This is a genomic window from Sodalis sp. RH16 (assembly GCF_047324245.1).
GTDB classification, from domain to species: Bacteria; Pseudomonadota; Gammaproteobacteria; order Enterobacterales; family Enterobacteriaceae; genus Acerihabitans; species Acerihabitans ligni.
Genome location: NZ_CP178737.1, coordinates 4,215,289 through 4,237,820, shown reverse-complemented (window position 1 = coordinate 4,237,820; position 22,532 = coordinate 4,215,289). Strand labels below are relative to the sequence as shown.

The window sequence follows — 22,532 nt, the reverse complement described above, 5'->3', positions numbered from 1 at the left end:
CACGCAATCCTCAGTAACTATAATCATTGTAGTCACTTGAGGAATGCTATCCTAGCGTACATGTGTACGCTGAACAAGTCCGATCAGTAGCGCTTTTTGTAATGGCGTACGGTTTTTGTTGATTTTCGGCGCGACATAACTCTTTCTCTCCGCGACGCCGTTTATAATCGTCGATAAATAAACCGACGCGTTTTATCCATCGCCTTGGATCGCTACTTAATTAACAGATTTTATTACTGATGACTTTCGGCGCCGCCTCTCAATATACCCTAGCAACGTAAAGTATGACGGGTATATAGTCTTCAAATCAGGTCTATGTATTGTTCGGCTTAGCGGTCCATTATGGAGCCTGTTATGAAGTATTTAATTAATCATTCAGTTTTATTTGACACCGCGGGATATCAATTAGGCTTATTAAATAATAATGCATCTGTAATTAAATTATCCAATACCGCCGGCCGGGTATTGGAAGCGTTAATAACCGCCCACGGCGAAGGGAATACGGTAACCCGTGAATGGTTATTTGACAGCGTCTGGGTAAAATACGGAATGCAGCCCTCAAACGGCAATTTGAATCAGCAAATCAGCCTGCTGAGAAAAGCGCTCATATCCCTGCATTTGGATGCGACGGCCATAGTGACCTTACCCAAACGCGGGCTGAAGCTTAACGATCGCTTGCTGATAACCCAGCAGGAAGACCCACCTCAGCCGCCCGCCGCGTCTTTGCTCCAACCTCAGGATAGAGAAGACGGGCAGCCGGACGACGCTTTCACCGCCGAAAAATCCTCGTCAACTAAAGAAATCTTTATCAACGGCGTCTTGGGTATCGCCTTTGCCGCCACCCTGTTGATGGCCTATGTCTATTTCAACCGGCAGGATAGGCAACCGCTGTTTTTACTGGATAAGGTGGATTCTTGCGATATCTATACCCTCCGGCCGGTGCCGGCCCGGGATAAAGAGTCCATGCTCGAACAGTTGCGGCAGGTGATGAGGGGCAATATCGAGAAATGCACAGCGCATCATTTCATCCTGTTTTCCCATAACATTGTGACTAATACCACAATAAGAAGCGGCATTAATCAGCGTAATTTCATGGCTAAATGTGAGCGGGATGCCCAGGGAAATATAGCAAGCTGCCTTAATTTTTACTTTTATAACTGGGACGCACAATGAAAAGAATTCTGGCGGCTTGTTGTCTGGTCACAATTTTTTCCGGCCTGTTTTATCTGTATCATTATCGTCATCCTTTCGCGGGGTTTCAATGTTCAGGCATGATGGTGTTCAGGGCCAATACCCCGCAAGGCCGCTTTAGCTACACGGCCGAAGCTAAAATGTTTTTTACCAATCGCCGCGAAGGGTTTTACGTCCTGAACGGCACTTTTGCTCATAACGGGCAAACCTTTAATTTACATCGCACAAAATTTTTCTCTTATCGGCGAAAAAATAATCAGGATTTGTATGAAATCATCATCACAAGAGAAATAATATCCAATATGGACAATACGCCTAAATCGGCGACAGATCCGGTGCTGATACCGGTGGGGGAATCGGTTTTGCCCCGCTTTCGGCGTTTGGATAAACGTTCAATACTCGTCAGTTTGATATATTCACCCTTCTTTATATGTGCCAAGGAGTGACCTGCGCTATTAAATCCCGCTGAATCTTTGACTAAGTGTGACAATGCATAAATACTCTTAATGAACATGTCAAATTATGTCATTAGCGGCAGCCCTTCTGCCTGACCCGAGATGCTGTGGATACCCCATGAGAAAAACAAGACCCTTCGGCTCCCCCCGGCAAAGAGTCCGTAACAGCGCAGTCTACGGTCACCAGCGATTTACCCTGTTGTTCCAGCTCGGCGCTTCCGCCGTGTTGCTTATCCTGGCGCTTATCGTATTGAACAGCTTGCATTTATGGCGCACCTATCATCAGGCGCTGGCGCGTTCCCAGACCAATACCGCCAATCTCACCCAGGCGCTGACCCAGCATGCCAGCGATACCTTTGTCCAGGCCGAGGCAACCCTGGAAGAACTGGCTGAAATGATCCATCAACAGGGCATGGACCCGGACAAATGGCCCGTTCTGCATCGGCTTTTCAAGGAAAAAACCCAAGGTTTGCAGCAAATAGACGCCATTTCCCTCTATGACGCCCGGGGCCGTATGCTGGTGACGGCGGCGGATAACTTACCGTCGGTGAATGATTTTTCCGACCGGGATTATTTTAGATATCACCGCGATCATCCGGATTTGACCATACATATCGGCCAGGTAATCCGCAGCCGCATGACCCAAGAGCTGATATTACCCCTCTCCCGCCGCCTTGATAATTCCGATGGCAGCTTCGCCGGCGTGCTGCTTGAAAGCGTGATGATCAGCCATTTCCGGAATTTCTATACCAAATTCGTTATCAGCGACGACTCCACGTTAATGATGCTGCTCAATAACGGCACCGTGCTATACCGCCATCCTTACAATGAAAAAGCCATCGGCACCACCATCGCCGATTCGCCGCTGTATAAAGATAATATCCGTCAAAATCAATCCGGCACCGTCAACAGCGCCCTGGCGAACGACCCTCAGTCCATGGTTTACAGCTATGAGCATCTCAAACAGTTCCCGGTCATTATCACCAGCGGGGTATCCATGGATCAGGCGTTGGCCGACTGGCGGCATGATGCCATCAGCCATGCCGTCATGACGCTGATTTTTGTCCTGATGATTTCCCTTGTCTGCCTGCTGCTAATGCGGCAGGTACGGGCCAGAATGCGGATTGAACTGGAGTTGATCCATGCGCAGCAGGAGCTGCGTAAATTAAACCGGTCCCTGGAAAAGCTGGCGCGCTCCGACGGGCTGACCGGCCTGTATAACCGGCGCCACTTCGATTTGGTATTCAAAAATGAATTCAACCGTGCTATAGAACTTCGCCGGCCGCTGGGGCTGATTTTGCTGGATATCGATTTTTTCAAGCAATATAACGATATTTACGGCCATGTGGCCGGGGACGAGTGCCTGCGGCTCATTGGCAATACCCTGCGCGCGCTGCCCCTGCGCCAGCGCGATCTGGCGGCCCGCTACGGCGGCGAGGAATTTATCGTCCTGCTGCCGGAAACCGACAAAACCGGCGCCCTGGCGGTGGCCAGACGGATTCAGGACAAGATAGGACAACTTGAAATCCAGCATCGGGGCAGCCCGGTGGGCAGTATCAGCGCAAGCATCGGCATTTATGTCGGATTGCCCATCAGCGAGGTAGATACGCCGTCCAAACTGGTGGTCAGGGTGGATGCGGCGCTGTATGAGGCCAAGCGGCTGGGCAGAAACCGGATTTGCGAAGCCTGACGGGCCGGGCGGCGCGGCATCCCGCCCGGCGCCGGCGATATTGTCTGTCATATCCCGCTAAACCAGTTATACCCCTGATCCTCCCAGTAGCCGCCGGGATTGGTATTGCTGACGGAAATCGCCACGATATGCTTGGCATTTTTGAAACCCAGTTTGGTGGGCACGCGTAATCGCAGCGGATAACCAAACTCATCCGGCAGCTCTTTGCCGACAAAATCCAGCGCCAGCGTGGTTTGGGGATGTAGCGCGGTGGCCATGTCGATGCTGGAGTAATAACGATCGGCACAGCGGAAGCCGACAAAACCGGCCCGCATATCCGCCCCCACATGCTGTAAAAAGGTGCGCAGCGGCACACCGCTCCATTGACCGATAGCGCTCCAGCCTTCAATGCAAATCAGGCGGGTAATCTGGCTTTGCTGCGGCAATGCCCGCAATTTTTGCATGGTCCAGGGACGCTTATCCGTCACCAGGCCGGAGACGTCCAATTGCCAGGTGGCGATATCCACCTCCGGCACGTTATCTTCGGGATAAAAAGCATTAAAGCGAAAAGGCGTGGTTATCTGGTCGGGGCGATAGGTTTGCGCCGGCCGCCGGTCGCTGAACAGCCAGGCCTGCACCCGGTCATTCCAGCGCGACATGGCCCATAGCACCTTATCCACATCATCGCCGTCCTGCATATTGCAGCCGGTAAGCATCGTCAGCGCCCCCAGGGTCAGGCCGGAGCGCAGCAGCAAACGGCGCTGCAATCGGTACAGCTCTTTCTTTTGGGCCGGCTCCAATATCAGCCCGCTCTTTTTAGGGTTGTTCATTGCGTGTTTTCCGTGGTTTACGGCGCAGGTAACCGGTAATCATCGGCAAAAAAGTGCTGGGCACCATCAGCACCATGGCCAGATGGACCACCACAAAAACGCCGATGGCGCTCATGGCGAAAAAATGGACATAGCGCGCCCGGTCGAAGCCGCCGAACACCGCCACCAGCCAACTCAGCTGCACCGGTTTCCAAATGGACAGTCCCGACAGCACCAGCACCAGGCCGCACAGCAGGACAAACAGATAAAATGCTTTTTGCACGGCATTATATTCGCCGGGCCGGTGGATAAGCCGAAACATGAGGGCCGCCCGCAGATCCCGCCACAGAGAGGCAGGCGTCACCGGCAGGAAATCCCGGCGGAAATGGCCGCTGGCCAAGCCCCATGACAGGTAGAGCAGTCCGTTGGCCGCCAGGGCCCACATCACCGCCAGATGCCAGGCAATGGAGCCGCCGAGCCAGCCTCCCAGGGTCAGCGCGGCGGGAAAGGTAAAGGGAAATATCGGCGAGGCGTTATAAATACCCCATCCGCTCATAAACATGCCGCACATAATCAGCACGTTCAGCCAATGGGTAATACGCACCGGCAACCGGTGCATAGGGATTTTCACCGCTGTGGGAACACTTTTCACAGGCACTCTCCTTAAGCCCGGCACAACCGGCCGGAGACCGGCGCAAAGCACCGCCGCCCGGCCGTTTCACTGTTACATCGGCGGTATGGTGCCGTTGACGCCGGCAACGATACGAGCCGCCACCACTGGCGTGGCGCTGCCCGGCGCCGGCCACAAAATAACGTGCGCGCCCTGGACCAGCTGCGAACGATTACCAGGTGACAACGTCACAACAGGCACATCATCCGGCACAATAACCTTTTTCTCGCCGTTCTGGTATTTTACCGTCATGGTGTGGCCGTTGGCATTCACCAGGGTGCCGACGGTGCCGTTGGTCATGGTGCCGGTTTTACCGTCGGCCCCCTGCCATGGCCGGAAGCCTTCACCGGATCCCCGCAGCGACGGGTCGAACACATGCACTTCCAGCGCTTTCAGCGTACCGTCCGGCTGCGGCGCCGCGGCGGTGCCGATAAAGCTGTTGGGTTTGATATCGCTTATCTTACCTTGCGATACCGCCGATACGGTGGTTTTGTCATTCAGGGTGGCTGTGTGCTCCTGACCCCGGCGATCGGTTATCTGCAGTTGATCGCCGCTGATTTGCGTGATGGTGCCGCGAATCGCCATCATGGGCTTGGCCGGCGCATCCGCCGCCTGTACCGCTACGCCGCCTAAGGTCAATGCTCCCGCCAGTAGTCCTGTCAATAATCTGAGTTTGGCCATGTGATTCTCCTTTGAATATTCGGTCCGGCCGATGCCGCGCCGGTCATCTGTGCATCCGGTACCTCTCGCCCCGGAGGCCTGTTTCCCTGTCAGCTTGGCAAACCAACCCGGTCCGCCGGATGACCGTTCGATGACAATATTGTCATCAACCGGCGTCAAACAAACTGTTAAACTGGGAATGTGGCCGGGAGGACATATCTGGATGCGTATACTGATAGTAGAAGATGATCTCAGTACTGGTGAATATTTGCGAAAAGGCCTCGGGGAAGCCGGCTATAGCGTCGATCTGGCCCGCACCGGTCCGGACGGCCTGTTTCTGGCCCTGGAGAACATTTACGATGTCATCATACTGGATGTGATGCTGCCGGGATTGGACGGCTGGCAGCTTATGGACATAATCCGTAAAAAAAGCGATGTTCCGGTGCTGTTTCTTACCGCCCGGGATCAGGTGCAGGATCGGATTCACGGCCTGGAGCTCGGGGCGGACGATTATCTGATCAAGCCCTTTTCGTTCACCGAATTGGTGCTGCGCATCCGCACCCTGCTGCGCCGCGGCGTCATTCGCGAGGAGAACGATTTTCATCTGGCGGACTTGCATATCGATATGCTGCGGCGCAAAGTCACCCGTCTGGATACCGCGATTATCCTGACCAACAAAGAGTTCGCCCTGTTGTCGCTGCTGGTGCGGCGCCAGGGGGAAGTGCTGTCGCGGACCCTTATCGCCTCCCAGGTCTGGGACATGAATTTTGACAGCGATACCAATGTGGTGGATGTGGCGGTCAAGCGCCTGCGCGCCAAAATGGATCGCCCTTTCGAGGTTAAACTTATCCATACCGTGCGCGGTATCGGTTATGTCTGCGAAGTACGTTGATGATGATGCCGCGTTTCCCTTCTCTCTCCCTTACCGCCCGTTCGGCCCTGCTGTTCGCCGTGCTGGCCGCCCTGGTGATAAGCAGCGTGGGATTGTATCTGTACGGCGATATGGCCCGTTCCATGCGCCATCAGGCCGCCGCGCAAACCGCCAACCGGGTGGCCTATTTCCGCAGCCTGCTGGGCAATGCATTTCCCATTTCGCTACTCAGCGATAACCCGCATTTATTTGAGAATATGCTCGGCAACGAACGGGATATTCTGATATTCCAGCGTCCGGGCCAGACGCCGCTTATCAATGTCAATCCGGGGCGTTACCGGTTGCCGACGGTGGCGCCGGTGGCGGACGGCGTTCCGGTGTCCCTCGGTGCGGTGCATGCCGCCAGCACGCCGGAAGGCGTTCCCATCCGCTTTGTGACGGCCTGGGTCAGTCTGGCCGGCCATGATCCCATCCAAATCACCGCCGGTCACATTATGCTAAATGAGACGCGCATGCTGGCGCAGTACCGCGATCGCATCATCGCGGCGGTGATAGGGGCGTTTTTACTCATAGCCCTGCTGGGCTACGGCGTGATGCGCCACGGACTGAAGCCGTTGCGGCGCATGGCGGCGCAGGCTGAAGGCATCCATCCCGCCACCCTCACTACCCGCCTGTCCGAACAGGGCGCGCCGGCGGAGCTGCACCAGGTGATCCGGTCGTTTAACGCCATGCTGGACCGGCTGGCGGACGGCTACCAGCGGCTGAGCCGCTTCTCCGCTGATTTGGCCCATGAAATCCGCACGCCGGTGAACGCCCTGATGGGCCATTGCCAGGTAGCCCTGTACCAGCGCCGTTCGGCGCAGGAATACGAAAGCGTACTGGTCCGAAACAGCGAAGAGCTGGAGCGCATTTCGCGCATGGTGGAAAATATCCTGTTCCTGGCGCGGGCCGGCGAAGCCCAGTCCGCCATTTCGCCGGTGCCGCTGCCGCTGGAAGTCGAGCTGCAGCGGATTGCCGATTATTTTGAAGGACTGGCGGAAGAACGGGGCCTGGCGCTGCGTTGCCGGGGGGAAGGCATGGTCCAGGCGGATGCCATGCTGCTGCGCCGGGCCTTAAGCAATCTGGTGGACAATGCCATACGTTATGCCGACGCCGACAGCGACATTATCCTCAGCGGCCGTCGCGATGGCGACGGCTGGCTGATTGAAGTCATCAATCATGGTCCGCCCATTCCGCCGGATCATATGGACAAGCTGTTCGACCGGTTTTACCGCGCCGACGACGCGCGCACCAGCAGCGGTAACGCCAGCGGCCTGGGATTGTCCATTGTGCAGGCCATCATGAAACTGCACCGGGGCAGCGCCGGCGTCAGCTGCACGCCGGCGGGCGAGATTTGCTTCCATCTCTATTTCCCGGACAATATAAACGATGCCCAGGCGGCGGCCTGAATCCGCCCCGGATCGACCCCCTGATAACCGTTGAATTGACGTTATGATGTCACGTTGACGGCGTGTTTACGATCAGGCAGCCTGTCCCGATTGGGCGCTTTGTTAACGAACTCACGGCCGGAGGCCGGCTTTCCTGTCAAGGCTTGAGAATCACCTTGGTCCAGCCGGGATCCCGGTTATCAAAGTGTTCGTAGGCCTCGGGGGCTTGCGCCAGGTGCAGGCGGTGCGAGATTATCTGCGACGGCTTGGCCCGGCCTTGATGGATAAGTTTCGCCAGCTGCCGGTTATAGGCCTTCACGTTGGCCTGCCCGGTGCGGATCTGCTGCCCCTTGAACCAGAAGCTGCCGAAATCAAACGGCATCTTGCCCGCTTTGGCAAGCTCGGTCTTCGCCCCCGGATCCTGCGGCACGAAGACCCCCACCACACCGATGCCGCCGGTGGCGCGGGTGGATGCCACCAGGCTGTTCATGGTGTCGGAATTATCTTCATGGCCGTGTTTATCGCAGCATTGATAACCGACGCATTCACAGCCGCAATCGGTGCCGCGTCCGTCGGTCAGATTAAGGATCTTCTCCACCGCCGCCTCTCCCACCGCCTTCACCGGGGTCGCGCCCATTTTTTCGGCCAGTGCCAGCCGGCTGTCATGGGTATCCACCACAAACACCTGGGATGCCCCTTTTATCATCGCCGAGTGGGCCGCCATCAGCCCAACCGGACCGGCGCCGTATATCGCCACGCTGTCACCGGGCCGCAGGCCCGCCAGTTCGGTGGCGTGCCAGCCGGTGGGGAAAATATCCGACAGCATGACATAGTCATCCTCTTTTTCCACCGCGTCCGGCGGCAGTATCAGACAGTTGAAATCGGCGAACGGTACCCGCAAAAGTTCCGCCTGGCCCCCTTCATAAGGCCCCATTTCGGCAAAACCGTAAGCGGCGCCCGCTGTGCCGGGATTGGCCGTCAGGCAAAAGCCGGTCAGCCCGCGCTCGCAGTTTTCACAAAAACCGCAACCGATGTTAAACGGCAGGCAGACATAGTCGCCAGCCTTAACCCGCTCCACCCCCGCGCCCACCTCAATGACCTGGCCGAGATTTTCATGGCCGAAAATGCGGCCGCGTTCAAAGCTGGTACGCCCTTCATACATATGCAGATCCGAGCCGCAAATATTCGTGGTGGTGATACGAATCAGCGCATCGGTAGGCTTGGTGATTCGGGCATCCGGCATGTCCTTAATGGCGACATCGCGGGGACCGTTATAAACGACTGCTTTCATTATTTCCTCCGGCAGGTGATTTTATTGCAGTGATGAGGCGGTCATTCCTCTTCTTATAACGGATAGCTCAAATCATCCTGAGCCGCGAATAAAGATAAGTTTTTTTACACTATGGCGGCGCGGGTCGATGAAAGAAAAAGCGAAAAAACAGGCGCAGCGGCGCTTTCGATATGAAAACGCAGCGAGTTGAAATACAATAAATTAATAATACTAATGATTAATGCAGCCGGCTAGCAGGCGGCCAGATGACCGTTGCCGTAATCCTGGAACCGCTGCGGCGGAATCTGATAGCCGAAGGGTTTAATGGGGTCCGGCCGCTCCATTTCAGCAAGCAGCGGGCGGAAATCCCGTTTGTGGTTGACGTCCAGCGAGGGCACCGCGCTCAGCAAGCGCCGGGTATAGGGATGGCGGGGATGATGCAATACCGAATCCCGCGGACCGATTTCCACGATTTGGCCGCAATACATCACCGCCACCCGGTGACAAATGCGTTCAACCACCGCCATATCATGGGAAATAAAGACATAGCTCAGTTGGAACTCACCCCGCAGCCATTCCAGCAAATCAAGCACCTGGGCCTGCACGGAAACATCCAGCGCCGAGACCGATTCATCAGCGATGATCACCTTGGGATTGAGGGCCAGGGCGCGGGCAATGCAGATGCGCTGGCGCTGGCCGCCGGAAAACTGGTGAGGATAGCGGGCCAGGGCATCGGCGGACAGCCCCACCTGCTCCAGCAGCGCCGCCACCCGTTGCACCCGGAGGGCATGCGCCAGACCGTCATGGATCAGCAGCGGTTCCCCCACCAAATCAAAAATGGTCTTGCGCGGGTTGAGCGCCGCGTACGGGTCCTGGAACACCATCTGTATATCCCGCCGCACCGCCCGCAGGTCCTCGCCCCGCAGTCCGTTCAGCTCCCGCCCCTCCAGGGTGGCGCTGCCGCGAAAGGGGATCATGTTCAGCAGCGCCTTGCCGGTGGTGGATTTGCCGCAGCCGCTTTCGCCGACGATACCGAGGGTTTCTCCCGCAAAGAGATCAAAACTGATATTTTCCACCGCGTAAACCTGCCGCTTTTGCCCGAACCCCTGACCGCGCACCGGAAAGCGCACGGTCAGGTCCCGCACGGATAACAGCGGTCTCTCTTGCGCCACCGGCGCCAGCGGCGGCGCGCTGCCCAGCACCGGCACCGCCGCCAGCAGTTTGCGGGTGTAGGCGGCCTGGGGCGCGCTAAATAGCGTTTGGGCGGAAAGCTGCTCTTCCACCCGTCCCTGATTCATCACCACCACTTGGTCCGCCATTTCCGCCACGACGCCCATATCATGGGTGATGAGCAGCAGGCTGGTGGAAAAATCCTGCTGCAGCTCGCGCATCAACTGCAGAATCTGCGCCTGGATGGTGACATCCAGCGCCGTAGTGGGCTCGTCGGCAATGAGGATTTCCGGCTGGCACAGCATCGCCATGGCAATCATCACCCGCTGGCGCATGCCCCCGGACAGCTCATGGGGATACTGCCGCAGCCGCTTTTCCACCTGGGGCAATTTCACCGCGTCCAGCATGGCCAGTATCCGCCGGCGCACATCCCCACGCCCGAGATGCTCATGGCGCCGCAGGGTTTCTTCCAACTGCTGCGCCACGGTCATCAGCGGGTTCAGTGAGGTCATAGGCTCCTGGAAGATCATGCCGATGCGCTTGCCGCGCAGCTGTTGCATCCGGCGTTCGCCCAGGCTCAGCAAATCATCGTTGCCAAACAGGATGGCGCCGCCGGGAACAGACGCGTCCTCCGGCAAAAGTCCCATGATAGCCAGCGACGTCAGTGACTTTCCACTGCCCGACTCGCCGGCGATACAGAGCGTTTTACCGGGCAGCAGGGAAAAACTCACATCATCCACTACCCGCCGGCTGCCGAATTCAATAGACAATCGCTCCACGGACAGCACCGGCCGGTCATTGGCTGCTAACATCGTCCGCCCTCACTGTAATACCGTTTTCGGGAAATAGAACGAAACCACCCAGTTCGGCGCATCCACTATCTCGCTGATGCGCAAATCGCCGCACACCGAACAGAGCATATAGGCGTCTTCGGCCCGCATCCCGTGCTCGCGGCACAACCAGTCAATGGTATAACGCAGCGCGTCCCGGGCGGCGGTCATCAAATCGCCGCCGACGCCGGTAAACACCTCGTAGCCGCCACCGTCCAGATGCCGGGTAACCGGACCGGGGGTACTGAACCGCGGCGCCGGCAGCGGCGTGTTTTTTATAAGATCAAGAGTCAACACCACGTCCATGGCGCTCTCAATGGCGGTGCCGCACACCTCGCCGTCACCCTGGGCGGCATGGGTATCGCCGATGGAAAATAGCGCCCCGGCCGTTTCCACCGGCAGGTAGAGGATACAGCCGGCGGTGAGATCGCGGATATCCAGATTGCCCCCGACCCGGCGCGGCGGCACCACCGAATGCAGGCCCGGCGCGCCGGGCGCCACGCCAATGGTGCCGGCGAAGGGTTTTAACGGCACCTTGCCGTACTCGCCGAAGGCGCAGGGCGCCATAGAGTGCCGGTCGTACTGCCACAGGGCCAGCGCCGGCGCGGTGAACTCCTCCGCCAGCAGGCCGAAGCCGGGGATGACGGCGGTCCAGCCAAAGCCGCCGGGCCTGAACTCATCCAGGGTGATTTTCAAGACATCCCCCGGCTGCGCTCCTTCCACATACACCGGACCGTTCACCGGATTGATTTTATCAAACGGCAGGCTGCCCACCGCCGCCGCCGTGGAACCGGGGGAAAAGTGGCCGTTGCCGGAATCCAGGCAGTGGAATTCCAGCGTCGTGCCCGGCGCCACTCTGGCCGCCGGGGCCAGGCTATTGTCCCAGCCGAAATGATGCTGGGCATGATGGATTGTTTTTACCAGGCAATTCTGACACATGCTCATCTCCTTAGACCCTAGATAATCCTTGTTACCAGAAGGCGGCAAGCCCGCGCATCCCCTGGAGCCCAGCTAGCTAAGCGACCGGGGTAAGCGAGCGCAGCCAACGCCGGCAACTCGAACTATGACGGGTATAGCCCGCCGGCCTTAGCTCTCATGCCAGGCCGGTGGCGGCGGTTATTTGATCCAGATGGCGTCGTAGTTCACCGGCACGTGTACCGGATCCACATACAGCGCGTCCGCCCCGCCCATACGCGCCGAATGCACCGTATAGCGTTTTTCATTGAAAATAGGCGCCCAGGGCGCGTCGGCCATGGCTTCGATAAAGATCTTGCGCCACAGGGCAATGCGCTGTTCCTGCTGATCGGGCTGGGTTAGGCTGTCGGCCTTGGCGGCTTCGGCATCCAGGGTTTTATTGCAATAGCGCGACCAGTTCCAGCCGCCGTCCACCGCCCCCATACAGCCGAGGATCGGTCCCCAGAAGTCGGACGGGTCCGGGAAATCGGCAATCCAGGCCATACCGCCGGACCACACCATCGGCGCCTGATCCGCCGAACCGCCGGCGGCAATCACGTTGGCCTGGGCCAGGGATTTAATCGCCACGCGGATACCCACCTTGGCCAGATCCTGCTGGATGGATTGGGCGATACGCGGCTGCGGATCGGTATTCATCACGTAAAGCTCGGTATCGAACCCTTTGGAAAAACCGGCCTGATCCAGCAATTGTTTCGCTTTGGCGACGTCAAAGGCATAGCCTTTATAGTCTTTGTCATATCCCGGCATGGCGGGAGGCAGCGGCTGGTTGGCCGGCGCCGCGCGGCCGTTGATGATCCTGACGATGCGATCCTTGTTGATGGCCATATTCACCGCCTGCCGGACCTTCACATTATCAAACGGCGGCAGGGTGGTCTTCATGGTGACATAGCCGGTTTGCAACTGATCGCCGGTCACCAGCATGCCTTTGTATTTCGGGTCCTGCTTGAACTGCAGGAACTGGGCCGGCGGCACGCCGTCGCCGGCAATATCCACCTCGCCCTTTTCCAGTCTCAGCAGCGCCACCGACGGATCCTGCCCCACTTCGAAACGGATGCTGTTCAGATGGGGGATACCGGCCCGGTAGTAATGGGGATTCTTTTTGAACACCAGCTCCTGGCCAAGCTTCCACTCGCTCAGCTCAAAGGCGCCGGTGCCCACCGGATGCTTGCCGAAATCCGCTCCCCACTGATCCACGGCTTCTTTCGGCACGATGGAGGCGAAGTTCAGCGCCATCACCTGCAGGAACGTGGCGTTGGGCTCTTTTAGGGTTATCTTGACCGTATTGGGATTCACTACCTCAATACCGCTCAAATGGTCGGCTTTGCCGGCGGCCATCTCGTCATAACCGGCGATGGCGCTGAAAAAGCCGGCGCCCGGGCTTTGGGTTTTCGGATTCACCGTCCGCTCCAGGGAGTACTTCACATCGTCGGCGTTTAGCGTGCGGCCGTTATGGAAGGTCACGTCCTTGCGCAGGGTAAAGGTATAGACCTTGCCGTCGTCGGAGATGCTGTAATCCTGCGCCAGATCCTTTTGCAGATCCGTGGTGCCGGGCTTGTAATCCATCAGGCGGCTGAACAGGCTTTTGATCATCGACCAGTTCTGCCAGTCATAGCCGATGGCCGGATCCAGGGTGGCGATATCGCTTTGGTAGGTCACCACCGCATCGCCGCCGTCCTTCGGTTCATCCGCCTGGCCGGCGCCCGCATACAGCACTCCCGCCAGGGCCAGCATAAGTAAACTTTTTCTCATTTCCTTGCTCCTGTTACCGTTGTTTTTTCACGTCGATGCGAGGATCGACCCATGGCAAAATCAGATCCGCCAGCAAATTGCCCAACACAATCGCCACCGCCGATACGGTGGTAACGCCCACAATGACCGGAATATCCACCTGCTGAATGGCCTGCCAGGCCAGCTGGCCGATACCGGGCCAGCCGAACACCGACTCCACCACCACCAGCCCGCCGAGAAAGATGCCGATATCAATGCCGATCATCGGGATCAGCGGCAATATGGCGTTCGGCAGCACATGGCGGCACACCACCCGCGCCCGGCTCAGACCCTTGGCCCGGGCGGTGCGGATAAAATCCTGATGCAGCACATCAATCATCGATGAGCGCAGCATGCGCGAGTACCAGCCGCTGCCCAGAATACCCAGGGTCAGCGCCGGCAGGGCGATATGGCTGAAACCGCCGTACCCCCCCATGGGAAACCAGTTGAGCACGGCGGCAAAAAGATAAAGAAACAGCATGGCGGCGATAAACTGCGGCGCCGAGACGCCGATAAACGACAGCGCCATTAATATTTTGTCCGCCAGGCCATCCCGCCGCAGCGCCGCCAGGGTACCGAGGGTAATGCCTATCACCAGTTCACAGCCGATACCCGCCGCCATCAGCTGCAGCGACGGGCCGATGCGGGAGGAGATCAGTTCGCTGACCTGGCTGCGCTGTATAAACGAGCGGCCCAGATTGCCGTGCAGCAAATCGAACAGGTAATGCAGGTACTGGCGGTAAAAAGGCAAATCCAAACCCAGCTGATGGCGGATGCTGGCCACCACTTCCGGCGTAGCGCTGCGCCCGGCGATTTGCCGGGCGGGATCGGCGGGCAGCATAAACAGCAGCAGATAGCTGATAAGCGTCACCCCCAATAAAATCAGCAGGGCATGGCCGAGTCGGCGGCTCAGGAACAGCAGCATCATGAACGTCCTTTCAAAGTAGGATCCAGAGCGTCGCGCATGGCGTCGCCGAGCAGATTGAATGAGAGGGAGAGCAGCACAATGGCCGCCCCCGGGAAAAACACCAGCCAAGGGGCGGAAGTGAAATAGGTCTGGCTTTCGAAAATGATATTGCCCCAGCTGGCGGTGGGGGGCTGTACGCCGACGCCGAGGAACGACAGGGTGGCCTCAAGCAATACGGTGGTGGAGATACCCAGGGTCGACCAGACCAGAATGGTGGGCACCAGATGCGGCAGCAGGTGCACGGCGAGGATCCGCAGCGGCCCGGCCCCCAGGGTTTTTTCCACCGCCACGAAATCCCGCGCGCCGAGAGTGCTGGTTTCGGCATAAATCACCCGGGCGATTTGCACCCAGTTCACCATGGCTATCACCATGGCCACGATCCAGACGCTGGGCTGGAAAATCGCCGCCAGGGTAATGGCCAGCAATAAGGCCGGAAACGCCATCATCAGGTCGGTAAACCGCATCAGCAGCCCGCCGAGCCTGCCTTGGAGATAGCCGGCGCACAGCCCCACCAGCGTGCCGATAACCACCGCCAGGCCGTTGGCCGCCACCCCCACCAGTAATGATGTGCGGGCACCGTAAATCAGGCGGGACAGCAGGTCGCGGCCGAGCAAATCCGTACCCAGCCAGAAATGGCTGCCCGGACTCAGGGGCGCACCTTCCACGCTTAGCCCTTCGGTAAACTGTTCATTGGGATCGAATGGCGCGCACCAGGGCGCCAGCAGCGCCGCCAGCACCACCACGGCGATATATCCCACCGACAGCCAGACCGCCGGCCGCCGCCAGAAACCGCGGGGCGTACTCATCCCCGTTCTCCGCGCCGCTTGAGGGCCGCTTGTCCCAGCCGCTGGCGACAGATATCCTCAATACGCCGGTTGGTGCGCATGGATTCCCCCCGCAGCCAGGCGTAGGCCTGCCGTTCGTCCAGATCCCGCTCCACCATCAGCGCGGCCAGGGTTTGAGCCAGTTCAGCGTTGAAATCCAGCCGACGATGGGCCAGAGACAGGTTCCGGCTATCCTCGTTCAACTGCTGGCGCAGACCCACCGCCATCATCAACGTGGTATAAATCGCCCGCTGGTTGATGGGCTTTGGCAGCAGCGCGGTGGCCCCCAGATCAATGGCCCGCTGGATTTGCGACAGCGCTTCGTGGGAGGTCAGGGCCACGATGGGCAGACCCGCCTGATTCAGACTTGCCAGCAGCCGCGGACTGGCAAAATGCTCCAGCTCCACCAGCGCCGCGCACAGCGGCTCTTCCGGCGGCGGGCCGTCCAGCGCCGCCGTCAGCCAGCGCACGCCCATGCGCGGCAGGCTTTTTTCCAACGCCGCCAGGGTTCGGGCTTCGCAATCCACCAACAACAGCGGGCGGGCTTCAAATTCCGGTGATGTCAGGTTCATTTCACTATCCTCATGGGTCTGCCCGCGCCCTTCAGGCGCTCGGAAATAGGCTGTCGCAGATCGGTCAAGGTCAGGTAGGGATCCGGCGCCAGACAGTGCTCCTCGCTGTGGATCAGTTCCAGCACTCCGTGCCGTAACTCAGTGATATGACAAGGCAGATAGGTATGATTGTTGCGGCGTGAAATTTTCATCGGCCCCATGAAGGTGACGTTGTCACTATCATACAGCGCCTCGCAAATCCCTTGCGGATCAAGGCTGTCGGTCCGTTGCAGCGCCCGGGCAAACAGCAGCACCGCCAAATAGGCGCCGGTATAATAATGGGAATAATGGCCCGGGCCGTGGCGCCGCCGCTGGCGCGCGCAGAATAACGGGTCCGCCGTTTCGAAGAACGGCCCGCATGAAAACAGCCGCAAGGCTCTGATTTCCCCGAGCTGGCTCAACTCCGCCTCGGTCAGGTTGCAGCTGAGCACCGGCAGGGAGAGATGCCGCCGGGCGCAGATATCGTCCAGACGGCGCAAAAAGGCGTAGGAGGATTCCCCCACCAGGTTATTCAGTACAAATGACGGCGCGCCGGCCAGCAGCGAATGCACCACCTCGTCCACCCCGGTATGCCCGAGATGAAGGAATTTTTCGCCGGTAATCTCGCCGTTAACCGCCGTCACCACTTCACGGGCGATACGATTGCTCTCCCAGCCCCACACGTAATTGGAACCGATTAAAAACGCCCGGGTGCCGAAATTTTCCAGGGCCAGCCGCAGCAACGGCACCAACGTCTGATTGGGGCAGCCGCCGAGATAAATCACCTGCTCGCTGCTTTCAAAGCCTTCATAGGGGGAGCCGTACCATAACAGCGCGTTATGCTGTTCCAGGTCCGGGATAATCTCTTTGCGGCTGGCGGAGGTAATGGTGCCGAAAATATGCCGCACCCCTGCCCCAATCAGCTGCGCCACCCCGGCGCTGTAGTCCGCCAGCCGCGCCTGGGGATTGATATGCCGCGCCCGCAGCAGGAAATCGTACCCGGCGTCCTGGTTGATTTCCGCCAGGGCATCCTGCGTTCCCGCCAGGGCGCCGGCCGCCATGTGGCGGTAGGTACCGTCGGTGGATAACAATATCCCGATATCAATACTCCGGCGCATTTCCCTTTCTCCAAAAAAAAACCCGATCGCCCCTTACGGGAAGATCAGGCTTCGTTACCTGTAAATTATGTCATCAAGGCTTATCGGCGACGGCCGGGCTTGGCTAGCCTATGTCATGAAATAATCATGCCAATCTTGCAAGCCGCGTTCCCCGCCGCTAAAGCGCCGGCGCCGGCGGCCGGATTGCACCATCATGGCGCATTGGCGCAAAAACAGTGCATTGGCGGCGAACCGGCGGGATCAGCGATTCACGTCCACCACCACCCGGCCGCGGACTTTACCCGCCATCAGATCGTTTGCGGTTTCGATAACCTGCCCCAGCGGGATCTCCCGGCTGATGCTCTGCAGCAGCGCTTCATCCGCCAACGAGGCCAAACGCTGCCAGGCGGCAACACGGTCCGCCCTGGGACGCATCACGCTGTCCACCCCCGCCAAGGTTACGCCGCGCAGGATAAACGGCGCCACCGAGGCCGGCAAATCCATGCCCTGCGCCAGACCGCAGGCGGCCACGGTGCCCTGGTATTGCAAACCGGCGCAAACATTGGCCAGGGTATGGCTGCCGACGCTGTCAATGGCCGCCGCCCATTGTTCTTTACCCAAGGGACGCCCCGGCGCGGAAAGCACCGTCCGATTGATAACCTCCGCCGCGCCCAACTGCTGCAGATGCGCCGTTTCTTCCGGCCGGCCGGTGGACGCCACCACCCGGTAACCCAGCCGTGACAAAAATGCGATGGCGAAATGCCCCACGCCGCCATTGGCGCCGGTGACCAGCACCTTACCGCTGTCCGGGGTGACGCCGTTTTTTTCCAGCGCCATGATCGCCAGCATCGCGGTATAACCCGCCGTGCCCACCGCCATGGTCTGCCAGGGAGTCAATCCCGCCGGCAGCGGAATCAGCCAGTCGCCGTTAAGCCGCGCTTTCTGCGCCAGACCGCCCCACTGTTTCTCTCCCACGCCCCAGCCGTTAAGCAATACTTCATCGCCGACCTTGAACGCGGGATGGCTGCTTTCCTCCACCCTGCCCGCCAAATCCACTCCCGGCACCATGGGAAACGAACGCACCACCGGGCCTTTGCCGGTAATGGCCAGGCCGTCTTTATAGTTAAGCGTGGAATAGCTCACGCTGACCAGGACGTCCCCCGCCGGCAGCTGTGTCTTTGCCAGCGATGCCAGACGGGCACGATAGCCCTGCTCGTCTTTCTCAATCAAAATTCCGTTAAACATACTGATTCCTCATGAAGTAGATCGAATGTCCATGCCCGCCGGATTTGGGATTATCCAGGCAGACCGGCAAAAAAACCTTGGGCAAAACGCTCCAGCGGCTGCGGGCTTTTCGCCAGCCGGGCGCGCATTACCGCCCCTTCCCAGCCGATCCAGAAAAATTCCGCCAGTCCCTCGCAGTCCGCCGACGGCGCCAGTTGGCCGCTATCCCGCGCCAGGCGCAGGCAACCGGCTATCCTTTGTTGCCAATCCAGGAGAATATCGCTCAGCTGCCGGCGATAATCCTCAGGCAGGACGTTGATTTCCTGGCCGAGATTACCCACCAGGCAACCCCGTTTGAAATCATATTTGGCCATTCCCGTGGCGGCGTCCTGCACAAAGGCCCGGATGCGTTCCAGCGGGGCAAGGGCCTCATCCAGCAGACAGCGATCCAGCTTGCGGGCAAAATAGCGCCCGTAATAGTCGATGATCTCCCTGCCGAAAGTTTCCTTACTGTCGAAATAGTAATAAAACGACCCCTTGGGCACGCCCACCTGTTTCAAGATGCCGTCGATACCCGACGCGCTAAAGCCCTGCTCGGTGAGGATGGCAGTTCCGCTGCGAATCAACGCAGCCCGGGTATCGGGATTATCCCGCGGGATTTTCGGCGGGCGGCCACGCCGTTTTATTGGGGTCATGGTGTTCATGCCGTTAATATAGACCGATCGTCTATATAATTCAAGAACCCTATCGGATTAAGCGGTTGCCAAACCGCTTCAGACTGCTGACAAACATACCCGGAGTCCATAAGGCAGGACAGACTGCCGGCAAGCTCAAGCCCTAGGGCTTGGGGGCTCCGGCGGCGGCAATGGATTTGGCGGCAACGGTGCTGCGGGGTTTACCGCGCATAAACCAGGCCGGAATGATGGCCAGAAAGAAGAAGATCGCCACGACAAAAAAGCCGTCCTGATAGGCGAAGAGCTGCGCTTTCGGAACCAGCATGCTTTCCAGGTACGCCATTGAACTGGGGTCAACCCCCTGCGGCAAACGGCTGCCGAACGGATTGCCCCAATGGCCCACGATAATTGCCAGCCGGTTGATGGATTCTGCGGCGGCGGCATTGGACGCGGTCATGGCCTGCGCCAGGGCATCGCCGTGAAAGCTGGAGCGCCGGTCGATAACCACCGACAGCAGATTCACCCCGAACGCTCCGCCCAATTGCCGGACAAAGTTCAGGCTGCCGGACCCCTGCGCCAGCTTATCCGCCGGCAGGGCCCGCAGCCCGCCGGCATTCAGGGCCGGCATGATAACCCCCAACCCGACGCGGCCCAGCACCACCCAGCCGGCCATCGTCCAGAACGGCGTATCCACGTCCGCGCCGCCGGATAACCAGCACGACAGCGCGAAAATCGCCAAGCCCGCTATCACCGGAATATGGGGCGGCAGCCGATCGCTCAGCATGCCGGCAATGGGAAACAGCACCCCCAGCATCAGCCCGGACGGCATCAATAACAATCCGGAACGGGTGGGGGTATAACCCTGTATGCTTTGCACGAACAGCGGCACGATATAGGTTGAACCGTAAATCCCGGCCCCCAGCGCAAACGCCACCACGCAGCCGGCGGAAAAACGCATATTGGTGAATACCCTGAGGCTGAGCAACGGCTGGGGCGCCACCAATTCCCAAATGATAAAGCCGGCGGCGCTGACTACCGCGGCCACAAACATCCCGATGATAAAAAATGAATCCCACCCTTCCCGCTGGCCGTTGGACAAGCCGGTCAACAAGGTGGTCAAGGCGCACACCAGCAGCAAAAATCCTATCCCGTCAAACCTGCGACGGGGAGCGGAGGCGTTACGGTCAATATCCGGCAGGATAAACATCGAGGCCGCCATGCCGGCGACGCAGAACGGCACCACCACCAGGAACACAAAACGCCAGTCGTACTGATCCACCATAATGCCGCCCACCGTCGGCCCCAGCGCCGGCGCCAGCACCACGCCGACTCCATAAATCCCCATCGCCTTGCCCCGCTGGGCAGGAGGGAAGACTTGCGACAGGACCACCATGGCCATCGGCTGGATAATCCCCGACGCGCTGCCTTGCAGAATGCGGGCCAGGATCACCTCCGCGCCGCTGTTGCTGACAAACCCCAGCAGGCTGCCGGCAATAAACAGCGACAATGCGCCGACAAAAGCGCGGCGATAGCCGAACCGGTCCAGCGCCCAGGCGGTAATCAGCATGGTGGCGGTCATAGAGGCCAGAAACGCCGTGGAGAGCCACTGCACCTGATCCTGCCCCAGGCCGAAGGCGCCGGCGATATCGCGCATGGCGATATTAACAATGGTGGCGGTGGCGGTAGTGGCGATGGTTCCCAGCATTACCGTGCCCGTCGCCAGCCAGCGATAAGAGGGACCGAATCGCGCAATCTGCGCTTCAATGGGCGACATCGATCGCCACCTCAACCATCAAACCGGGTTTGATGCGCCCGTCCACGTTATCCAGGGCGATACGCACCGGCACCCGCTGCGTGATTTTGGTAAAGTTGCCGGACGGGTTCGGACTGGGCAGCAAGGCAAACTGATTGGTGGCGGTATTGCCGACCCGAATCACATGACCGTGGCTCACCAGGCCGGGATACGCATCCACCGTCACATCCACCCCTTGCCCCACCGCGATATGCTCCAGGTCGGTCTCCTTGACATTGGCTTCCACCCAGACATTTTTCGGGTCATGCACCATCATGACCCACTGCCCGGTCTGTACATAATCCCCCTGGTCCGCCAGGGTACGATCCACTACCCCGTCCACCGGCGAGCGAAGCTGGCGATCGCTGATTTCCTGCTTCAGCTGATCCGCCTGGGCCTGCAGCGCCACCAGTTGCTTGCGCTGCATATCGATTTGCCGATCCAGCACCTGCAACTGTCCGCGCTGCGCCAAGGCATTCGATACCGCCGCCCGCTGGGCAAGCAGCTGCGCCTCGTCCTGCCGCTGCTGATCCTGCCGCTGCAACAGCGTCGTGTGGCTCTCATCCCACGTTTCTTGCGCAACCGAGCCGCCTTTCACCAGGCTATCGTTGCGCTTGAAATTGGCCTGGGCCAGGGTCAGCTGATGCCCGGCGTCGGATAACGTCGTTTCCGCCACCGTCAGCTGGGCCTTGGCTTGATCCAATTCCGCCTGGGTGGTCTGATCGGTGGTTTGCCGCTGTGCCTGGGTATACAGAATTTGCGCATTGGCGGAAGCCAGATTGCCCTCCACCTCCGCCAAACGCAGACGGGCGTCGCGATCGTCTATTTGCGCCAGGACCTGGCCTTTTTTAATCCGATCGCCGTCTATGACCGGACGGGCCACCAGCCAACCGTCCACCCGGCTGGCCAGAGTAACCACCTCGCCCCTGACCTGGGCGTCGTTTTCCGTGACATGGCCGAACCGCCAGCTTAGCCAGTGGATAAACCACACCAGCAGCAGGATAAAAACAACCAGCCCCGCCAGCAGCATCATTTTCTTTCGCCGGCTGAACTGATTAAAGTTGTTCAGGGACAATGCGCGATTCGTTTTGGCTTCAGCGCTCATGACGGCTCCTTATCAACCAGCGCCAGACTGGCCAGGACCTGCTCCAGCATCCCGCTCATCACGTCCAGTTCCTCATCCTTAACTCCCGACAGAACCTGATTGCGTACCTGAAGGGCCGTTCCCTCCACCTGTATGACTCGTTCAAGCCCGCGGGGCGTCAGATGAATTTCCTTGGCTCGGCGATCAAGTCCTTCGCGGCGTTCAATAAAACCAAGACGCTGCAAATTATCCAACAGCCGGACCACCGAGGAGGCATCAAGGTAAATCGCTTCCGCCAAATCTTTCTGCAGAATCGGTTTTTCCATCCGGGCAAGGTACAAAAGAGGCACCCAGGTTGCCTCTGTCAGCCCATAAGGCTGCAATTTACGATCGATCACCCGCCGCCATTGACGTGCGGTTTGGGAGACAAGACTGGCAAAACGGCGTTGCGGCGACTGCGGAGATAATGAATGCGACGACGAAGACATAAAGAGAAGAGTTCCAACCAAATAGTTG

The 22,532-nt window shown here is 58.9% G+C and carries 21 protein-coding genes; 5 read left to right on the top strand and 16 right to left on the bottom strand.

From position 1 onward, the window contains the following. Positions 1-354: 354 nt before the first annotated feature. From ACL2XJ_RS19440 to ACL2XJ_RS19430, 3 genes are all read left to right on the top strand, one after another. Positions 355-1,173 carry a winged helix-turn-helix domain-containing protein gene (locus tag ACL2XJ_RS19440; RefSeq protein WP_413724189.1) on the top strand — a complete coding sequence of 273 codons (819 nt, stop codon included), beginning with the start codon at positions 355-357 and terminating at the stop codon, positions 1,171-1,173. After that, the gene (locus tag ACL2XJ_RS19435) at positions 1,170-1,637 is read left to right on the top strand and encodes a FidL-like protein (protein WP_413724188.1); all 468 of its coding nucleotides are present in this window, start codon (positions 1,170-1,172) and stop codon (positions 1,635-1,637) included. The genes ACL2XJ_RS19440 and ACL2XJ_RS19435 overlap by 4 nt, the downstream gene beginning before the upstream one ends. Positions 1,638-1,764: 127 nt before the next feature. Then, entirely contained in the window at positions 1,765-3,336 is a 1,572-nt protein-coding gene (locus ACL2XJ_RS19430; RefSeq protein WP_413724187.1) for a diguanylate cyclase, read from the top strand. Between the two features lie 47 nt (positions 3,337-3,383). Here ACL2XJ_RS19430 and ACL2XJ_RS19425 read toward each other — a convergent pair whose 3' ends face one another. From ACL2XJ_RS19425 to ACL2XJ_RS19415, 3 genes are all read right to left on the bottom strand, one after another. Then, entirely contained in the window at positions 3,384-4,145 is a 762-nt protein-coding gene (locus ACL2XJ_RS19425; RefSeq protein ID WP_413724186.1) for a molybdopterin-dependent oxidoreductase, read from the bottom strand. Then, on the bottom strand, positions 4,132-4,743 hold the full coding sequence (locus ACL2XJ_RS19420) for a cytochrome b/b6 domain-containing protein (RefSeq protein ID WP_413726926.1): 612 nt from the start codon (positions 4,741-4,743) through the stop codon (positions 4,132-4,134). Before ACL2XJ_RS19420 ends, ACL2XJ_RS19425 begins: the two co-directional genes overlap by 14 nt. 105 nt (positions 4,744-4,848) lie before the next feature. Further along, entirely contained in the window at positions 4,849-5,475 is a 627-nt protein-coding gene (locus ACL2XJ_RS19415) for a hypothetical protein (RefSeq protein ID WP_413724185.1), read from the bottom strand. Between the two features lie 202 nt (positions 5,476-5,677). On the opposite strand from ACL2XJ_RS19415, the gene ACL2XJ_RS19410 reads away from it, so the two are divergent. Further along, the gene (locus ACL2XJ_RS19410) at positions 5,678-6,346 is read left to right on the top strand and encodes a heavy metal response regulator transcription factor (RefSeq protein WP_132921992.1); all 669 of its coding nucleotides are present in this window, start codon (positions 5,678-5,680) and stop codon (positions 6,344-6,346) included. After that, a complete protein-coding gene (locus ACL2XJ_RS19405; protein ID WP_413724184.1) occupies positions 6,346-7,773 on the top strand; it encodes a heavy metal sensor histidine kinase in 1,428 nt (475 codons plus the stop codon). The genes ACL2XJ_RS19410 and ACL2XJ_RS19405 overlap by 1 nt, the downstream gene beginning before the upstream one ends. Before the next feature lie 136 nt (positions 7,774-7,909). On the opposite strand, the gene ACL2XJ_RS19400 is transcribed toward ACL2XJ_RS19405, so the two are convergent. From ACL2XJ_RS19400 to ACL2XJ_RS19340, 13 genes are all read right to left on the bottom strand, one after another. Further along, the gene (locus tag ACL2XJ_RS19400; protein WP_203521783.1) at positions 7,910-9,043 is read right to left on the bottom strand and encodes a glutathione-independent formaldehyde dehydrogenase; all 1,134 of its coding nucleotides are present in this window, start codon (positions 9,041-9,043) and stop codon (positions 7,910-7,912) included. Positions 9,044-9,273: 230 nt separating this feature from the next. Continuing rightward, entirely contained in the window at positions 9,274-11,004 is a 1,731-nt protein-coding gene (locus tag ACL2XJ_RS19395; protein WP_413724183.1) for an ABC transporter ATP-binding protein, read from the bottom strand. 9 nt (positions 11,005-11,013) lie between these two features. Beyond that, on the bottom strand, positions 11,014-11,961 hold the full coding sequence (locus ACL2XJ_RS19390; RefSeq protein ID WP_413724182.1) for an acetamidase/formamidase family protein: 948 nt from the start codon (positions 11,959-11,961) through the stop codon (positions 11,014-11,016). A 177-nt stretch (positions 11,962-12,138) separates the two neighbouring features. Next, positions 12,139-13,746 carry an ABC transporter substrate-binding protein gene (locus ACL2XJ_RS19385; RefSeq protein WP_413724181.1) on the bottom strand — a complete coding sequence of 536 codons (1,608 nt, stop codon included), beginning with the start codon at positions 13,744-13,746 and terminating at the stop codon, positions 12,139-12,141. 13 nt (positions 13,747-13,759) lie between these two features. Further along, complete coding sequence (locus ACL2XJ_RS19380; protein ID WP_203523092.1) at positions 13,760-14,686, bottom strand: ABC transporter permease; 927 nt, start codon at positions 14,684-14,686, stop codon at positions 13,760-13,762. A 2-nt stretch (positions 14,687-14,688) separates the two neighbouring features. Further along, entirely contained in the window at positions 14,689-15,537 is an 849-nt protein-coding gene (locus tag ACL2XJ_RS19375; RefSeq protein ID WP_413724180.1) for an ABC transporter permease, read from the bottom strand. Then, on the bottom strand, positions 15,534-16,127 hold the full coding sequence (locus tag ACL2XJ_RS19370) for an ANTAR domain-containing response regulator (RefSeq protein WP_132921998.1): 594 nt from the start codon (positions 16,125-16,127) through the stop codon (positions 15,534-15,536). Before ACL2XJ_RS19370 ends, ACL2XJ_RS19375 begins: the two co-directional genes overlap by 4 nt. Beyond that, complete coding sequence (locus tag ACL2XJ_RS19365; protein ID WP_413724179.1) at positions 16,124-17,263, bottom strand: transporter substrate-binding protein; 1,140 nt, start codon at positions 17,261-17,263, stop codon at positions 16,124-16,126. The genes ACL2XJ_RS19370 and ACL2XJ_RS19365 overlap by 4 nt, the downstream gene beginning before the upstream one ends. A gap of 240 nt (positions 17,264-17,503) precedes the next feature. Beyond that, positions 17,504-18,487, bottom strand: coding sequence for an MDR family oxidoreductase (locus ACL2XJ_RS19360; protein ID WP_132922000.1), 984 nt, complete (start codon positions 18,485-18,487; stop codon positions 17,504-17,506). A 50-nt stretch (positions 18,488-18,537) separates the two neighbouring features. Continuing rightward, positions 18,538-19,161, bottom strand: coding sequence for a TetR/AcrR family transcriptional regulator (locus tag ACL2XJ_RS19355; protein WP_413724178.1), 624 nt, complete (start codon positions 19,159-19,161; stop codon positions 18,538-18,540). A 142-nt stretch (positions 19,162-19,303) separates the two neighbouring features. Further along, positions 19,304-20,914 (bottom strand): DHA2 family efflux MFS transporter permease subunit, encoded by a 1,611-nt coding sequence (locus ACL2XJ_RS19350; protein WP_413724177.1) that lies wholly within the window; start codon positions 20,912-20,914, stop codon positions 19,304-19,306. Further along, the gene (locus ACL2XJ_RS19345; protein ID WP_413724176.1) at positions 20,901-22,037 is read right to left on the bottom strand and encodes an HlyD family secretion protein; all 1,137 of its coding nucleotides are present in this window, start codon (positions 22,035-22,037) and stop codon (positions 20,901-20,903) included. The genes ACL2XJ_RS19350 and ACL2XJ_RS19345 overlap by 14 nt, the downstream gene beginning before the upstream one ends. Continuing rightward, on the bottom strand, positions 22,034-22,504 hold the full coding sequence (locus tag ACL2XJ_RS19340; protein ID WP_413724175.1) for a MarR family winged helix-turn-helix transcriptional regulator: 471 nt from the start codon (positions 22,502-22,504) through the stop codon (positions 22,034-22,036). The genes ACL2XJ_RS19345 and ACL2XJ_RS19340 overlap by 4 nt, the downstream gene beginning before the upstream one ends. Between the last annotated feature and the right edge of the window lie 28 nt (positions 22,505-22,532).

What these genes read in the sequence shown, in the direction of transcription:
- ACL2XJ_RS19370 (WP_132921998.1), bottom strand. Translation starts at nt 16,127, where the DNA reads ATGAACCTGACATCACCGGAATTTGAAGCCCGCCCGCTGTTGTTGGTG.
- ACL2XJ_RS19420 (WP_413726926.1), bottom strand. Translation starts at nt 4,743, where the DNA reads ATGCACCGGTTGCCGGTGCGTATTACCCATTGGCTGAACGTGCTGATT.
- ACL2XJ_RS19410 (WP_132921992.1), top strand. Translation starts at nt 5,678, where the DNA reads ATGCGTATACTGATAGTAGAAGATGATCTCAGTACTGGTGAATATTTG.
- ACL2XJ_RS19340 (WP_413724175.1), bottom strand. Translation starts at nt 22,504, where the DNA reads ATGTCTTCGTCGTCGCATTCATTATCTCCGCAGTCGCCGCAACGCCGT.
- ACL2XJ_RS19440 (WP_413724189.1), top strand. Translation starts at nt 355, where the DNA reads ATGAAGTATTTAATTAATCATTCAGTTTTATTTGACACCGCGGGATAT.
- ACL2XJ_RS19385 (WP_413724181.1), bottom strand. Translation starts at nt 13,746, where the DNA reads ATGAGAAAAAGTTTACTTATGCTGGCCCTGGCGGGAGTGCTGTATGCG.
- ACL2XJ_RS19435 (WP_413724188.1), top strand. Translation starts at nt 1,170, where the DNA reads ATGAAAAGAATTCTGGCGGCTTGTTGTCTGGTCACAATTTTTTCCGGC.
- ACL2XJ_RS19355 (WP_413724178.1), bottom strand. Translation starts at nt 19,161, where the DNA reads ATGACCCCAATAAAACGGCGTGGCCGCCCGCCGAAAATCCCGCGGGAT.
- ACL2XJ_RS19400 (WP_203521783.1), bottom strand. Translation starts at nt 9,043, where the DNA reads ATGAAAGCAGTCGTTTATAACGGTCCCCGCGATGTCGCCATTAAGGAC.
- ACL2XJ_RS19375 (WP_413724180.1), bottom strand. Translation starts at nt 15,537, where the DNA reads ATGAGTACGCCCCGCGGTTTCTGGCGGCGGCCGGCGGTCTGGCTGTCG.
- ACL2XJ_RS19350 (WP_413724177.1), bottom strand. Translation starts at nt 20,914, where the DNA reads ATGTCGCCCATTGAAGCGCAGATTGCGCGATTCGGTCCCTCTTATCGC.
- ACL2XJ_RS19430 (WP_413724187.1), top strand. Translation starts at nt 1,765, where the DNA reads ATGAGAAAAACAAGACCCTTCGGCTCCCCCCGGCAAAGAGTCCGTAAC.
- ACL2XJ_RS19390 (WP_413724182.1), bottom strand. Translation starts at nt 11,961, where the DNA reads ATGTGTCAGAATTGCCTGGTAAAAACAATCCATCATGCCCAGCATCAT.
- ACL2XJ_RS19360 (WP_132922000.1), bottom strand. Translation starts at nt 18,487, where the DNA reads ATGTTTAACGGAATTTTGATTGAGAAAGACGAGCAGGGCTATCGTGCC.
- ACL2XJ_RS19345 (WP_413724176.1), bottom strand. Translation starts at nt 22,037, where the DNA reads ATGAGCGCTGAAGCCAAAACGAATCGCGCATTGTCCCTGAACAACTTT.
- ACL2XJ_RS19405 (WP_413724184.1), top strand. Translation starts at nt 6,346, where the DNA reads ATGATGATGCCGCGTTTCCCTTCTCTCTCCCTTACCGCCCGTTCGGCC.
- ACL2XJ_RS19425 (WP_413724186.1), bottom strand. Translation starts at nt 4,145, where the DNA reads ATGAACAACCCTAAAAAGAGCGGGCTGATATTGGAGCCGGCCCAAAAG.
- ACL2XJ_RS19415 (WP_413724185.1), bottom strand. Translation starts at nt 5,475, where the DNA reads ATGGCCAAACTCAGATTATTGACAGGACTACTGGCGGGAGCATTGACC.
- ACL2XJ_RS19395 (WP_413724183.1), bottom strand. Translation starts at nt 11,004, where the DNA reads ATGTTAGCAGCCAATGACCGGCCGGTGCTGTCCGTGGAGCGATTGTCT.
- ACL2XJ_RS19365 (WP_413724179.1), bottom strand. Translation starts at nt 17,263, where the DNA reads ATGCGCCGGAGTATTGATATCGGGATATTGTTATCCACCGACGGTACC.